General features: G+C 51.6%; 14 protein-coding genes. 2 read left to right on the top strand and 12 right to left on the bottom strand.

Features of this window, described 5'->3' with window-relative positions:
* Nucleotides 1-11: 11 nt before the first annotated feature.
* The 12 genes from KTH_RS30350 to extP all read right to left on the bottom strand — a co-directional run bounded on the left by KTH_RS30350 (nt 12) and on the right by extP (nt 12,438).
* Entirely contained in the window at nt 12-1,550 is a 1,539-nt protein-coding gene (locus KTH_RS30350) for a sensor histidine kinase (protein ID WP_211326148.1), read from the bottom strand.
* A gap of 58 nt (nt 1,551-1,608) precedes the next feature.
* Complete coding sequence (locus KTH_RS30345; RefSeq protein ID WP_111322450.1) at nt 1,609-2,292, bottom strand: response regulator transcription factor; 684 nt, start codon at nt 2,290-2,292, stop codon at nt 1,609-1,611.
* Nucleotides 2,293-2,461: 169 nt separating this feature from the next.
* On the bottom strand, nt 2,462-3,022 hold the full coding sequence (locus tag KTH_RS30340) for a DnaJ family domain-containing protein (RefSeq protein ID WP_111322448.1): 561 nt from the start codon (nt 3,020-3,022) through the stop codon (nt 2,462-2,464).
* 44 nt (nt 3,023-3,066) lie between these two features.
* Nucleotides 3,067-4,257: a nickel pincer cofactor biosynthesis protein LarC gene (gene larC, locus KTH_RS30335; RefSeq protein WP_497622606.1), complete on the bottom strand. Its 1,191-nt coding sequence runs from the start codon at nt 4,255-4,257 to the stop codon at nt 3,067-3,069.
* 45 nt (nt 4,258-4,302) lie between these two features.
* Nucleotides 4,303-4,872 (bottom strand): hypothetical protein, encoded by a 570-nt coding sequence (locus KTH_RS30330; protein WP_497622604.1) that lies wholly within the window; start codon nt 4,870-4,872, stop codon nt 4,303-4,305.
* Between the two features lie 15 nt (nt 4,873-4,887).
* On the bottom strand, nt 4,888-5,595 hold the full coding sequence (locus KTH_RS30325) for a sigma-70 family RNA polymerase sigma factor (protein WP_497623301.1): 708 nt from the start codon (nt 5,593-5,595) through the stop codon (nt 4,888-4,890).
* A gap of 164 nt (nt 5,596-5,759) precedes the next feature.
* A complete protein-coding gene (gene glgA, locus KTH_RS30320; RefSeq protein ID WP_111322440.1) occupies nt 5,760-7,241 on the bottom strand; it encodes a glycogen synthase GlgA in 1,482 nt (493 codons plus the stop codon).
* A 318-nt stretch (nt 7,242-7,559) separates the two neighbouring features.
* A complete protein-coding gene (locus KTH_RS30315) occupies nt 7,560-9,038 on the bottom strand; it encodes a hypothetical protein (protein WP_497622602.1) in 1,479 nt (492 codons plus the stop codon).
* 96 nt (nt 9,039-9,134) lie between these two features.
* The gene (locus KTH_RS30310; RefSeq protein ID WP_497622600.1) at nt 9,135-10,139 is read right to left on the bottom strand and encodes a hypothetical protein; all 1,005 of its coding nucleotides are present in this window, start codon (nt 10,137-10,139) and stop codon (nt 9,135-9,137) included.
* Between the two features lie 186 nt (nt 10,140-10,325).
* Nucleotides 10,326-11,018 (bottom strand): QcrA and Rieske domain-containing protein, encoded by a 693-nt coding sequence (locus tag KTH_RS30305; RefSeq protein WP_497622598.1) that lies wholly within the window; start codon nt 11,016-11,018, stop codon nt 10,326-10,328.
* A 48-nt stretch (nt 11,019-11,066) separates the two neighbouring features.
* Nucleotides 11,067-11,609 (bottom strand): cytochrome b family protein, encoded by a 543-nt coding sequence (locus KTH_RS30300; protein WP_111322433.1) that lies wholly within the window; start codon nt 11,607-11,609, stop codon nt 11,067-11,069.
* 52 nt (nt 11,610-11,661) lie between these two features.
* On the bottom strand, nt 11,662-12,438 hold the full coding sequence (gene extP / locus KTH_RS30295; protein ID WP_497622596.1) for a selenite/tellurite reduction operon b-type cytochrome ExtP: 777 nt from the start codon (nt 12,436-12,438) through the stop codon (nt 11,662-11,664).
* Between the two features lie 515 nt (nt 12,439-12,953).
* Between extP and KTH_RS30290 the strand changes: the two genes are divergently transcribed.
* The gene (locus KTH_RS30290; RefSeq protein WP_497622594.1) at nt 12,954-14,009 is read left to right on the top strand and encodes a sensor histidine kinase; all 1,056 of its coding nucleotides are present in this window, start codon (nt 12,954-12,956) and stop codon (nt 14,007-14,009) included.
* Nucleotides 14,010-14,072: 63 nt separating this feature from the next.
* The gene (locus tag KTH_RS30285; RefSeq protein ID WP_111322429.1) at nt 14,073-14,723 is read left to right on the top strand and encodes a response regulator; all 651 of its coding nucleotides are present in this window, start codon (nt 14,073-14,075) and stop codon (nt 14,721-14,723) included.
* Nucleotides 14,724-14,738 lie beyond the last annotated feature (15 nt).

Raw genomic sequence — 14,738 nt, 5'->3', positions numbered from 1 at the left:
CATTCATCCTTTTATTTCTGTACCCGCGCCGCCATCAGTGTCTCACAGGCAGGAAGCCAGACATGAAACTGTGATCCCTTTCCAAGCTCACTATCCACCGTAATCGTTCCACCATGACTTTCGGCAATTAAGAGAGCAATGGAGAGACCGAGCCCTGACCCGAGCTTGCTCCGAAGCGTGGTATGTGGCGTATGAACTCCCCGAAAGTGACGCTCAAAGATATGCGGAAGATCATCGGGCGCGATTCCCGGCCCTGTATCACTGATAGTGACCTCAGCCCACTGCGTTACTGTTTCCGCCCGCTTGCGCCGCACCTCAACAGGCGCATCCTCGGTACAGCGCAACTGAAGCCGTACGCTGCCACCACAGCGCGTATAGGTCATGGCATTATCGAGAATATTGAGGAAAAGCTGACGTAATAAATCCGCGTCCCCATAGACACAGCACTGCTCTAACTCTTCAAGCTCTACATTCACCTGCTGGTTCAAGAAACGCGCCTGATGCGTCAGCTCAATCAGGAGAATATCAAGCTCCGCCTCCTGTACCTGTTGTGGAGGTTGTGGCAACACACCTACCTCTGCGCGCGCCGTTAACAGGAGGTTTCGGACCAGACGCGAAAGGCGTTCCAGCTCGGTGCGAACGGCTAGAATATCCTCTCGCACCCCTTTCCCCAGTTCTGGATTGAGCAGCAGCACATCGATCTCTCCACGAATCGAGGTGAGCGGTGTGCGGAGCTCATGCGAGACATCCGCCACGAAATTCCGCTGTAAGGAAAAACTTGCCTCAAGCCGTTCCATCATCTGATTAAACGCTTTTGTCAGCAAGCGCACTTCTGTTGTCTGCCCTTTAGAAGCGAGGCGCGTTCCCAGACCCTGGGCGCTGAGGTTGCTCATTGTTGTACTTAACACTCGTAATGGCTTGAGCTCACGCGTTGTCAGCAGGAAACTGATTGTATAAGCGATCAGAGCAGTACAAATACTGCCGACGATCAAAAAGGTAGCCAGCCAGGTTCGTACCTGCTCTACCTCCTTCAGAGATTGCCCTACCTGCGCAACCAGCACCACATGACCGTTATCATCGCGCAAAGGGATAGTGAGCATGCGCACCTGCTCGCCACCAGAGTTCCGATACGTCTTAAAAATCTCCTCCCCACGCAAAGCAGCATCAAGTTCTTGTGAGCTAGATGCCAGCCGTTCCTGTCCCAGATTGGGAGAGCGGCGCAGCGTCCTCCCGGACTCAATGTCAAATAGCTTGATATAGGTCGGATCGGACGTAAACTCGTCCCCCTGATCTGTTCGAGCCAGACGATCAAACAGATTAGAATCGAAAGGATTCCCTACTGCCAGCCAGATACTGGTTGTACTCTGAAGCCGATCTCCCTCCACAGTCAGACGTTTATCAAGATCCGACTGCAAATAATAGGTCATCAAAAGATACACACTGACCCCAAGCACAAGAAAGGCCAGCACCAGCACAACAACATTCCAGAGGATCAGCCTGCTACGCAAGGTCATCGGCTTGCGCATGCGACTGAAAAACCACATGTACATAACGTGTAGCAGGGAACGACTCCTTTCCATTCTCTTCTCTTTCTTTTTATCTCTGCACTCATACAGTACGCAGCATATACCCTATTCCCCGGACAGCATGAATCACATCGGGTTTCCCACCAGCATTCAGCTTCGACCGAAGATAATTTACATACACTTTAATCACTTCCCACCCCGCCTCACTATCATATCCCCAGACATATTCAAAGATCTGCTCTTTTGTCAGCACCTGCCCGGCATGACGAGCCAGCAGTTCCAGCAAATCATATTCGCGCTTAGTCAGAATAAGCTCTTCTCCGGCTCTCCAAGCCTGTCGGGAAGAAGGATCCAATTCCAGATCTCCAACAACAATCCGCTGTGATTGCTGATCGCGGCTCTCAGTCCTCCTCAATGCAGCACCGATCCGGGCCACCAGTTCCTCAAAAGCAAAAGGCTTGGTCATATAATCATCCGCGCCACTATTCAAGCCCGCCACTTTGTCAACCAGCTCATCTCTGGCAGTTAGCATAATGATTGGCAAATTGGTATACCCGTTGCTGCGCAAATGGCGGCAGAGCTCAAACCCACTCATATCTGGTAGCATGACATCAAGGATAATCAAGTCAGGCTTACGCTCGGAAATATGTGTCAGAGCATCCTCACCACTTCCCACGACAGAGACACCAAACCCTTTATAGGTCAGGCCTCGTCTCAAAAAATGGCCTATTTGCTGCTCATCTTCAACTATTAATATCTGTTTCATCAAAATGGCTCCAAAAAAAAATGCAGGCATAGAAGATTGTAAAAAATATTCATATACAACATATACGTCCCCATTGCTGCGTTAGGGACAGGTTCCCTCACACATAAGAAGGTGGGGAGAAAGGCTATCTCCCCGGATGATAATTGGTTGTTCTGAATATGCGGCAGCCTTACAACTGGGGACAGGCAGCCCGGAACTCTGCGAGCAAGCGATCTACATCAAGAAATGACTGTTGCATCGCAGGGGGCACACTTATATTAAGCGTCAGAATGCGCTTATTAATCTCGCGAAGATCCTTTTCATACTCGACAGTCGCCCTCTCCACCCACTCGTTATACGCGGCACGCTCGCTGGCAAACGGAGCAATACGGCGATTACGCAGCGTCTTTCCCCGATGAATGACCGGAGTAATCTTTGCTTCCGCTTTCTTGCGCAGCGCACGAATTTCCTTGATCAACTCAATTTCTGCTGGAGCTGCGTTGTTCTCTTTGAGCAAATGATAGGCCATCGCCTTTTCACCAGCAAGCTCATATTCCTCATCGAGATTGAGCGGCTTGCCCGCGCCCGGTAAATTATCGAACTCGCCCTTTGACTGAGCCTCTTGAATGATCTCCTCTATGTAGTCACGCCTCATTCTTCCCCGTAGTCGTCCGGCCGATTTGCGCACGATCTCTTCATTCTGGTTCGTGGACTTTTTCTCTGCCCCTTTACGGTAGTCGATAAAATCCATAGCGGCACTCCTTGAGAAAATCTCTCTACCTTACTTTTCTTTCCTCATATTATAAGTTTTCGAGCTATCGTGCGTGCAACCATATAGATTTCTTCAAGGGGAACATCCCGCTCTCGGGCAAGTCGTGCACACTCCTCATATTCAGGGACAGCACTGATGACGCGTGTACCAAGCCGCTTCACCTTGACCAGCATCGAGCCAAAAGGAGTATCAATTCGTTCCTGTGCGCGCCAGGCCTTCAAGCGCTGCATACGCTGCATCCGTACGCCTAGCGTGGCGGACTCGCTCAGTAACAGCAACGCCAGCTTCTCACTTTGTTCCGGCGCACAGAGCACTGTCAACAGCGTTGCCGGACGATTCTTCTTCATCTGTAAAGGGATATAGGCGACATCCAGCGCACCAGCCGCAAACAGGCGCTCCATCAGCCCGCCGAGCAACTCACCACTCATATTATCAATATTTGTCTCTATTACATCGACCTCATCACTATCAAGTACAGGGTTCGCCGTCTCTGGACTGCTTCCAAGACACAGACGCAGGCAATTCGGCCAGGGAAGCTGCTTCTGCCCAAAACCATACCCTATCCGCTCAAAAGAGAGGACAGGATGGTCAAACCGTGCCAATGTCGCCAGAAGAGCCGCACCAGTTGGTGTGACCAGCTCTTCATCAAGCGAACAGGAACGCCAGGGAGCAGATACACGGCGAAGTAATTCCATTGTCACAGGAGCTGGTATCGGCTGCATGCCATCACGTGTCTGATGCAGTCCGCTGGTCAGGGGTAATGGAGACGCGTAGAGCCGCATAATATCCAGTGTTACAACCCCGATCGCGGCCCCGATCACATCCACCATTATGTCAATGGCCCCTGTATCAGAAAAGCGAACCTGCTCAAGCGGAACGGCCTCTACCGAGGCCTCAGCCTCCGCAAAGGTACGGAAAAGAGCCAGCGCCATTGTCTTGATCCTCTCGGGCAACGCAGACGCCAGTAACAGCGCTTCTATATCGGAAAAAGAGCGCTCAGGAGGATCGGTATCTGTAATCTGAACATGCAACCGTGAACCATGAACACCACGATCGGAACAGGGCTCATGGCGCAATATATACCCCCCAAAAGGGACAGACGCCAGCCCGGCCTGAAGCGTCGCAAAAGGCAAGCCGACATCCAGTAAAGCGCCCAGAAACATATCTCCGCTGATCCCGGAATGGCAATCCAGATAGGCCACACGTTGTGTCATTGCTCAGCCCCCCTGTATCCCTTTTTCCAGATAGTATATCCCCTCTCAGGTATCTGACTCCACCTCTTCAAGTCGGGCCAGCCACCAGGCCTTCTGTGCTGAAGTCATCGTCTGACTGGCCTGGAGCAATGCCCGAAACGTTTTTTTGATGCCATATGACTCAGCCCGTTCAGCCACCTGCTGCCTTATAGACTGACGTTCTGGGGTAGTGAAGAAGACCCGAATACGCTCTGGTGGCTGCTGTAAAGCCTGTGCAAGCCGCTGATAGAGTAGCGCAGGTAAATCCTCAACCTGACGCCGCTCAAGCCAGATAACGACGTCAACGCCCAGGTCCAGCCGCTTCGCAAGCTGCTCAACAGTGATGCCATCAATCAGCAACGAGGTCAGGGGCCCACTTACCCGTGACAGCGCCCGACGAAATGCCCGTTGTGAAAGGGAGGAAAGAGGTTCAGGAGCCGTTTCAGTTGGAAGCGACTGCTCAAAGGTCTGATAGTAGGCAATGGTATCCGCCAGCGACTCGCTATGTTCAGGATACCGTGCAAGAGAATCGGCCAGAGAAGGAGCCACCCCCTCACCGATCACGTGCGCGATGATGCGATGTTCCTCCTGTTTCATACGCTTTTCCCTTCTTCAATCAAGAATTGAACGCAATGAGAGAAACGCCTTCCGCAAACGATTCCGAATCGTTCGATCCGTCACACCAAGCACTCTGGCGGTATCCTTCTCCGTCCACCCATACCAGAAAACAAATAGCACAGCCGTCCTCAACTTCTCAGGCAAGAGCTGTACCAGAGAATAGAGTTCAGTTCGATCCAGGGTCTCAAAGGGGCTTATCACGCCCTCATGATATTCCAGCCGCGAAAAGAGGCTGCGCGGTATACGCTTTCCCTGCCTGTTCTGATCGAATCCTTCTCGAAGCAGAAAGCGTTTGTAGATCTTTCGGCGTTGAAAGAGCAAAGAATGCTGAAAGTTCTCTTCCCAAAAATGAGCATGTGGATCAAGCCAGAGTCGAATCAGGCTCTCATAGAGATCAGCACAAAGATCTTCCACCAGCGCTATATGTTCGCCAGAAGAGAGAGACCTGACCACACATCGCGCCCAGTACTCACAGGACCTTTGAATCCGCTGAATGAGGATCTCAAGAATCGTATTCCGTCCTGCCTCATCCAACCCCGCAGAACGAACAGCAAGCACAAGCACTTCAAGCGGCAACGAGGGCGAACGCAGCGCTCGCCAGTACGCGGCAGAACCAGAAGGCGGGAACGCTGTATACAGACGCACAAAGTGAGAACGACGCTTTCTACCTTCTTCCTCAAGCGCTTCATCTTCTAGAAACACATCCAACAAAACCACCGTATCCTGTTTTCACACGGAAGCACTAGCTTTTCTACTATGAGCTTATTGTATGCATTTCCGGCATCTCTGTCAATGCTCACAGGAAAAAGAAAAAGAGGCGAAAAAGCCTGTTCTCTTCTCCACCCCTTTTTTTACTGGAAAGCTCTTTACAGAGGGTTCATATCGCGCTGATGAAACTCAAGGGCCTTGCGATAGACCTCAACATAGCGAATAGCCGAGCGATGCCAGGAGTGATCAGCGTCCATTCCTCTAAGCTGCAACTTGCGCCATTCATCTTTCAAGCGATAGACCGTCGTTGCCCGAATGATCGAAGCGAAGAGCGCCCAGGGATCATAGTCATGGAAAACAAAGCCTGTCCCCTCCTCGGTCTCCGGGTTGTATTCCGGCACTGTATCGGCAAGCCCACCCACATAGCGTACAATTGGCACACTTCCATAGCGCATTGCGATCATCTGACTCAGGCCACAGGGCTCAAAGCGCGAGGGCATCAAGAACATATCACTTCCGGCATAGATGCGCTGTGCCAGTTCTGAATTAAAGGTCAGGAAGATAGCAACCTGATCGGGATAGCGAGCAGCAAGATTCTGGAACAGCTCATGATACTTTTGGTCGCCGATGCCAAGCACCACAAACTGTACCCCTTGAGCCAGAAGCGGCTGCATAATTTGTGCGAGAATGTCAAAGCCCTTCTGATCGGCCAGGCGCGAGATCATCCCGAGCAAGGGAATATCAGGCCTGACAGGTAGATGTGCATGCTCCTGTAAATCGGCCTTGTTCTCGACCCGCTTATCAAGCGAGTGCGCATCAAAATTGGTGTGAATATACCGGTCAATCGCCGGATCAAACTCCTGATAATCAATCCCGTTCAGGATGCCAAAGACGCGTTCTTTGCGCGAGCGCAACAGATGATCGAGCTTCTCCCCGAAAGCCGGGGTCAGAATCTCCTGTGCATAGCGTTCGCTCACGGTCGTAATAACATCGGCAAAGAGAATTCCGCGCCCCATTACATCCACCACATTGGCGAGTTCAGTAATGTGCGGATAGAGGAAACCGTTCTCAGCCACACCTGCTACTTCCAGCAGGCGATAGCCAAAGATCCCCTGATATGCGAGATTGTGAATCGTATAGACAGTCGCAGTATTTTGAAAGAAGGGATCATCTTGATAAACAGTTTGCATCCAATTTGGAATAATCCCGGTATGCCAATCATTACAGTGAATAATATCGGGCGGCCATGCGAGAGCGCGTACCACCTCTAATGCAGCCCGGCAGAAGAGGATAAAACGTTCTCCATCATCGGTGTAACCATAAATATTCTCGCGCTCAAAATAGCGCGGGGCATCGATCATATACACGGGAACATTTTCGCCTATCGTTCCCTGAAGAACGTCCACCTGTACCTGATAATCTCCCATGCTCACCGGGACAGCAGAGAGAACCTTTGTGAGATGGAAGCGCTCAGGGTCAACCTGACGATACCGGGGCATCACCAGCCGCACATCATGCCCCAGGGCCTTTAGCGCCTTTGGCAGGGCACCCACTACATCGGCAAGGCCACCAACTTTCACAAATGGTACAATCTCTGCTGCCACCATCAAAATATTGAGAGGCTGTGTATTCTGCTGCATCTATATCGTCTGGCGGGGAATCCTTGTTTTCATCAGGATAAAAGAGGAAGTGCCGCCTCTCCTTTCGCTATCTGTAGTCATCAGCAAATGCCACATACAGAGCTTTGCCTATTTCACCAAAACACTATGTTAACACTATTGAGTAGGATTTTACCACACAACGAGGCTATTCCTACTGCGTATTTTAGACGTTTTTTTGGACAAAGCAAGGCCCCCAAAGGAACGCCCCACGCATCCCACAGGCATTTCTCTAGAGTTTGTGGACAAAAAAGAAGAGGCAGCAAAGCGCTTGCTTCACTGCCTCTTCAGAGTGACTACTTAGATCTTATAGCGATTGCGATTCAGGAAGTAGAACTGAATCAAGGCCAGAACGCCCATCAGGATCAGCATAACCACCGCGTCCCCTTTTGCCAGCTCAGGGGTTGTCGCCCCGGCTGCCAGTGGCGCCTGAATGATTGCACCGGCTACAAATGGGATGTTCGGCGCGGTCTCTGGCTCCCAGCTATGAGGCGCGATCGAGAAGAACGCAAACGCGCCCAGATAGATAAACAGACAGGTGCCAAAGATCAACCACTGACCCAGACAGCCCAGATTCTTTTCGCCAACCACAGCGAACTCGCGGCGGCTCACAGCCGTCCAGATAGCGGCCAGGATCAGCATACCAGCGCAGAAGATCATACTGACCATAACTTTGTCAGGACCAGTGTGGACCATCAGCGTTGTAGCCGCGATAGCTGCAACCGCCACCACACTACCAATAAGCACCAGATAGCGATGCGACTTCCAGGCCCAGATAGCACCCATCAGCAGGAAGAAAAAGCCAGAAGTGACAATGGCGTCAACAAGATAGCCTGCCTGCTGTGAGAAGGTGCAGCTCGACGGAACCTGCGCCTCGTTACCACAGAAGGTGAAGTACGGTCCCAGAATGGGAATATAGTGCAGCAGAGCCAGCAAAGGATACAGCGCAATCGCCAGTACCAGGAAGATCAGGCCCAGATGAGCCAGACCAAACGCGCCCACCGCATACAGCGGAGCCATCGTCTTTTTACGAATCGGGCGCATGAGATAATGCAGGCGCAACAGGAAAGCGAACATACCAAGCAGAATCGCAATTCCCAGAGGGATCGCAGCACCCAGGTTGACAACCTTCAGGCCGAAATCCGGATCTTTTGGGAAGAGCCTATGCGCAAGGCCAGCATCGCTGATCTCCATATACGCCACCATGAACAGCACAACCAGCAGCGAAGCAATGATAATCATCCAGCGAACTGCCGGGGTTGTGCCCGGATCGCTCCGATCTGGATTCACCCGTTCACGGGCCGCCAGGCGGCTATAGAAAACCATCACCAGGCCAACCGTCATAGCAACCAGACCAACCATCACAAAGTCAATGGAGTTGGCCTGGAACCAGAGGAACTTTCCGCCCAGAATCGGCGCGATAGACATATCAGCCGTCGGGAAGAACTGCAGGTTTAAATCGGCCCAGATGGCAAACGCAAAACCACCTACCGTCAGCAGTGACCCGAGCGCTGTGAAAAAGGCAGGTGGGATAATCGGTTTCGGGTCAAAAAGCGAAACGTTGGTCTGAATGATAGCAAAGATCCCCAGACAGGTCAGCGCCAGAGCAAAACAGCCCTGAGAGAACCCTTCCAGCGTCGATGCTGTCATTTTCAGATACACGTATCCAGGAAGCTGACCGATCAGGATAGCCGCGACAAAGAAAAACCCGGCGGCGAAAATCACAGCTCGCGCCCAGGACATCCTTTCCGGCAGCTCCCGCCGTTGTACATCTTGCATAGATCGCAAACCCTTTCAACATGCCGTCGTTATAATGCTATAGAAACGACATGACCAGCGATCAGAACTTTCTCGTAGCTTGAGCCACGGTCCGACTTACTTCACAATAACCAGCTGAGCCTGCATATCCGGGTGGACCGAGCAGTAATAGACCACTCGATGGTTTTCCTTATCCAGATTATAGGCCTCCTCGGTTACTGTCCAGCTAAATGATTGGCCTGTCGTAAGATTTCCAGAATCGAACCCGTTCGCCAACTTGGTTGGCTGAGCCAGGTTGCTCGGGTCAATCGCGGTCGCGGTGTGGATAACCTTGTCTTCATTCACCCAGGTAATCTTGGTACCAACTTTGACCTTGACATTGGCATACTCAAAGCAGCCAGAGGCGCTGGTACACACCTGAACCGAGCCAGGACCCTTAATATGGATCGTCAGTTCTTTTTCATTGGTCTTGTCAACGGCCTCACCGAACTGGCCATTCTTACCAAGCGTGACCGCCTGATTATAGAGGCTCGGCGAGTTTGCTTGCAGGTAGTCCACAAGCTGGTCAAAACCGCTATGAGCGGCCTCACCGGTCCAGCCCTCTTTCTTGACATAGGCTGGATCATCAGAGCGAATCAGCGCAAAGAGATAGTCAACATCGATCGCCCGAAGCTGGCCACCGAAAGTATCACGGCGAGGCACGGCGTTAAAGTTTGCAGGCTGATGCGGAGCCTTCGGGTTATACGAACCAGCGGAAATAATGCTTTTCAGCTTATCGTCAGCCATCTGATTCAGTTCTTTAATGTCATACCCCAGGTACCGCGTAAAGATCAGCTTGTTATCCTTATCAATGGCATAACACTGATCGGTGCAGACCTTCACATAGGTATTCAGTCCCTGCTCAATCGCATAAGCCTGTAATTTGTGCTGAGCCTCGGCTTGCTTCTGGTTCTGCATAATCCAGAAGACCGGAATCATCATCGAGACGACCGCCAGCATAATCAGCGATCCATAGCCGGTTTTCTGAACCGCATTCGTTCGGGAATATAATATGTACAGCAAGCCACCCGTGACGACCAGTAAGACAATAAAGCCAACAGCAGCTTGTCCTAAAATTGCCATATACACAACCCTTATGATTGATAACCGTCTTGCCTCCTGCGCAGAGAAGGCAGCGGACAAATCAACCTGATAAAACGTATTGAGTTCTACAGCAGGAACGTGCTGTCTCCCTCGCTGCTAGATACAGAGTGCAGAGACAGCACATCGAGCGCTGTAGAGCGCTCATGCTCCAAGCAAACACCCGACTTATGCGCTACAATCCTTGTTTGGCTTGGCAATGAGACGCGTTCCCTCATCTGGATGCTGTACATTCGCATTAATGACCCCGGTATTTACCACGATCTCTTCACCCTTTAACGAGAGCGCGAAGCGGTCCAGACTACGAGGAGCCGGGCCATCAAGGAACTCGCCATCCACGTTATAGTGAGAGCCGTGACAGGGACACTTAAAGCTCACACAGTCATTACGGAACGGTACGGTACAGCCCAGATGGACACAACGCTGATACAGAGCAATCCAGTGAGAGCCATCAGAAGCAGGTACAATATTCTGCAAATTGAACAGATTCTTGAGCTTCTCACCTTTCTGTAGGTACTCAGTATCCTTATCGAGATGTACCAGATAGGTTCGTGCAGCAGGAATATAGAAAATGCCTTTAACGTTTAGTTCCATCTGCTCCGGCTTCGCCGCAGGGAAGTCGGCCAGTTTTCCAACAGTCTGCTCTGATCCAAACTGCCCGCCAAGCGTTGGATACAGCATATAGAGCGCACCAGCCACAGCCGATGCAGCAGAAATGCCCCAGACAGCCAGCATAGACCTGCGCAGGAAACGGCGGCGTGATAGACGTTGTCTGGCTATTTCCGCCGCCTCAGCGCCACCTCCATGCAGAATCTCATACTGCTGCGGCGTTATAGGTGGTCTATCAATATCACTACTCATGCTCGTCCTCTTGGTTCGTTCTTCTCTGTTACTGTATTTCCCCGACCACTACAGGTCAAAGTACACGCCTTCAACCCAGGGCCAGGTCCAGACCCAACCGGGACCGCGGAAGAAGCTACCGGCCAGAGTAATCACAGCCCAGAAGACCAGGAACATCGTAAAGGTTACAAGCGCCACCTTACGATCTGCGTATGCACGGCTCGGATTGCGGTCAACATACGGCAAGACAGCCAGGGCTGTCAGGGTCAAACCCGGGATCAACACACCCGCAGTCGTTGGCGGGAAGTAGTGCAGCAGTTCCTGCAACCCCAGGAAGTACCAGGGGGCCTTTGCCGGGTTCGGCGTTGTATTCGGATCGGCAGGCTCCAGAAGCGGCGCATCAATCACCAGGGCCAACATCGTAATCATCACTGTCAGCATGGTCGCGGCGAAGAACTCGCGTACCAGGAGGTGAGGCCAGACAAAGACCGAGTCTTCGAGTGGCTTCTCCACACGCGTGATTGCTTCTTGCTTCACCACTGCGAGAGTACGATACCGCCGCTGCGTTGCTGCCGCCTGAGTCTGTACTTTATCTTGTGGTTCAATAGCCATAGAGATAACCCCTCATCAGTACCGTTAAGATACGGATCGGCATGCAATGCCGCTAGCGCGCACCAGTCGGTATACGCTCTTTCTCTGCTCCTGCCTTGATCGAGCGGCTTGGAGCTGGCGGAGGACCGGCTGCGCCACCATCTTTACGGATACGCCAGAAGTGAACAGCCATCAGCAGGGCACCTGCCAACGGGAGCAAGATCACGTGACCGACATAGAAGCGAATCAGCGTCTCCTGACCAACGGCACTACCACCCAGCAGCACCTTGTAAACCGTGTCACCCAGCAACGGGGTGTAGGGTGCCAGCGTTGTACCCACGGTAATAGCCCAGATCGCGATCTGGTCCCACGGGAGCAAGTAGCCAGTAAAGCTCAGGAAGAGCGTGACAAAGAACAGCAGGACTCCAACCACCCAGTTGAACTCTCGGGGTGGCTTGTAGGCACCATGATAGAAGACGCGAATCATATGCAGCGTCACCGAGACCACCATCAAGTGGGCAGACCAGCGGTGCATGTTACGCACGAGATTACCGAACGCAACAACGCTATTCAATTGATTGATATTCTGATACGCAACATCAGGGTGAGGAACATAATAGAACATCAAAAAGACGCCGGTAATTGTCAGCAGCAGGAAGAGGAAGAAAGAAATACCTCCCATGCACCAGGTATATGTGATTTTCATTGCCTGGCGGCTGACCTTTACGGGATGGAGATGCAGAAATACGTTACCCATCATCACCAATGACTGGTTCAGCGGGGTGTCGGGATAGCCATGACGGAAAATAGAACGCCATAGCTGGCTCTCGACGATTTTCTGCGTCGCCATATCGAGCAAGCTTTGTTTCTTAGGAGTAGAGCTCACTGTGCCTCCTCAAAAAGATCAAATCTCAGTACTTTAGTGGTAAGATCGCTTCACAAAAGTTCTGAAAGGCTGTGTCGCTGATTATACCATAACCTTTGCTTTTGCGGGTACCCCTTGAGACGAATCGCTAAGCCAAACCCCTTCTATTGAAAAGGGTTCCTCATATTTCTTTCCTTAAAAATTATAATGAAATATTTTCACTCAAGGCAAAGAGGGCCCAGGAAAAGTGTGTAACCCCTTTAAAATTCACTCTTCATCCTGTATAAAATTAAGCTTACTCCCCATAAATTCAGACAAACATCAGGTGCTTACCTGATTTTTCCCGGCCAAACACCTGATTCTCCCTTAGGACAAAACGGCTCACCGAGTTGTTTGACAGTGAATGAGCGAAACCGATACAATTACAGCAGAAAATAAATGAAAATTTCACCACTTACGAGAGTTTCATGATGTCAGAAGTCAGTACAAAAGCCAGAAATATGGCACCCATTCAGACATTACTCAAGCGGCTCCTTCGAGTCCCTGTTCTATACAAGGTACTTATCGCGAATAGCCTGATTATCTTCGTCGGAGCAACCGTGGGCACATGGCTCGCCACACAGCTTCACACCAGCTATGGCCCGACAATCCTGGTGATCTTTGTGGCCGCTGGCTGGTCCGTCAGCGTGTTGCTGAACTTTGTGCTCCTGCAAATCGCATTCCGTCCCTTGATCCATCTCAATCGAGTCATGGGACGCGTTCAGAGCGGTGAACGAACCCTGCGAGCGCCAATTACCGGCTCCGATCCACTTGCCGATCAGCTGGCTTCAACCTTCAATACCATGCTGAAAGCAATCGACGATGCGGATCGTCAGCGTGCTACTCAGATCATCAATGCAATGGAGGAGGAACGCAAGCGCATCGCACGTGAGCTCCATGACGAGACCTCTCAGGTGCTTACCTCGCTTCTTATCAGTCTCGCTGTGCTGGAAGAATCCATCACCACTGATGAGGCACGCGAGCGCATCGCTGAAACGCGCATGCTGGCCCATCGCACGCTGCGCGCTATTCGGAACCTCAGCATCGACCTGCGACCAAGCGCACTGGATGATCTGGGACTCCTGCCCGCTTTACGCTGGTATATCAAAGAGTATCAGAAGAAATTTCCAATCACGGTCGACTTTCAGGCTGTCGGCTTTAAACAACGCCTGACAGCCAATATGGAAACGGTGCTCTATCGCATTGTGCAGGAATCGCTGACCAACGTTGCCCGACATGCGAACGCAAAACATGTCTCTATTGAGCTGAAAGAAGAGGAGAACACAATCTACGCATGTATCAGCGATGATGGGCGTGGCTTTTCTCCCGAACAGTTACAAAAAGTACCGGGCCCCGGACAGGAAAGAGGATGGGGGCTGGTCGGTATGCATGAACGCGCCAATCTACTGGGTGGCACGCTCACAATCGACTCAAAGCCCGGAGCCGGGACCACAATTCATGTGCGCATTCCACTGGAAACGGAAGGAGCACAGGACGCAGTCTTGACCTCCAGGTAAGCCTGAGATAGGCTAATATCTCACCGATAATTTTGATGCAGCAGGAAGGGCTGACGGGGAACTATGAAAATTCGTATCTTACTGGCAGACGACCATACAATCCTACGAGCGGGACTGAAAATGATGCTGAATGCCCAACCCAATATGGAGGTTGTGGGAGAGGCTCAGGACGGGCGGCAGGCACTCAAAGAGGCACAACGCCTCAAACCCGATATTATACTGATGGATATTACCATGCCCGATATGAATGGCATTGAGGCCACCAAGCAGATCAAAAAGCTGCTACCCGACGTCAAAGTGTTGATCCTGACGATGCATGAACACGATGAATATGTGTTTCAGGCGCTCCGGGCAGGTGCTTCAGGCTATATTCTCAAGGAAGCTGCCGATACGGAGCTGATTACCGCGCTCCATGTGATCCAGAGCGGACAGTTTTACCTCTCACCAGCGGCTCAATCGGTCATGGTTGGAGACTATTTACAGCGTGTACGAGCAGGCGAAGAGAAAGACAGTTATAGCTCTCTGACAGAGCGTGAACGCGAGATCTTGAAGTTGGTCGCCGAGGGCTACACCAATAATCAGATTGCAGAACGGCTGGTTATCAGCCCGAAAACGGTCGATACTCACCGCACCCATATTATGGATAAATTGAACCTGCATAGCCGCGCCGAGCTGGTAAAATACGCGATGCGACGCGGCCTGCTGGAAGACTAACAGCCAGGAAGGAAC

The organism is Thermosporothrix sp. COM3, assembly GCF_059696735.1.
This window is presented reverse-complemented; position numbering and strand designations above follow the sequence as displayed.

Bases quoted from the DNA above. Each gene is read 5' to 3' on its own strand.
- KTH_RS30350 (WP_211326148.1), bottom strand. From the start codon at position 1,550: ATGTACATGTGGTTTTTCAGTCGCATGCGCAAGCCGATGACCTTGCGT.
- KTH_RS30345 (WP_111322450.1), bottom strand. From the start codon at position 2,292: ATGAAACAGATATTAATAGTTGAAGATGAGCAGCAAATAGGCCATTTT.
- KTH_RS30340 (WP_111322448.1), bottom strand. From the start codon at position 3,022: ATGGATTTTATCGACTACCGTAAAGGGGCAGAGAAAAAGTCCACGAAC.
- larC (WP_497622606.1), bottom strand. From the start codon at position 4,257: ATGACACAACGTGTGGCCTATCTGGATTGCCATTCCGGGATCAGCGGA.
- KTH_RS30330 (WP_497622604.1), bottom strand. From the start codon at position 4,872: ATGAAACAGGAGGAACATCGCATCATCGCGCACGTGATCGGTGAGGGG.
- glgA (WP_111322440.1), bottom strand. From the start codon at position 7,241: ATGCAGCAGAATACACAGCCTCTCAATATTTTGATGGTGGCAGCAGAG.
- KTH_RS30315 (WP_497622602.1), bottom strand. From the start codon at position 9,038: ATGCAAGATGTACAACGGCGGGAGCTGCCGGAAAGGATGTCCTGGGCG.
- KTH_RS30310 (WP_497622600.1), bottom strand. From the start codon at position 10,139: ATGGCAATTTTAGGACAAGCTGCTGTTGGCTTTATTGTCTTACTGGTC.
- KTH_RS30305 (WP_497622598.1), bottom strand. From the start codon at position 11,018: ATGAGTAGTGATATTGATAGACCACCTATAACGCCGCAGCAGTATGAG.
- KTH_RS30300 (WP_111322433.1), bottom strand. From the start codon at position 11,609: ATGGCTATTGAACCACAAGATAAAGTACAGACTCAGGCGGCAGCAACG.
- extP (WP_497622596.1), bottom strand. From the start codon at position 12,438: ATGGCGACGCAGAAAATCGTCGAGAGCCAGCTATGGCGTTCTATTTTC.
- KTH_RS30290 (WP_497622594.1), top strand. From the start codon at position 12,954: ATGGCACCCATTCAGACATTACTCAAGCGGCTCCTTCGAGTCCCTGTT.
- KTH_RS30285 (WP_111322429.1), top strand. From the start codon at position 14,073: ATGAAAATTCGTATCTTACTGGCAGACGACCATACAATCCTACGAGCG.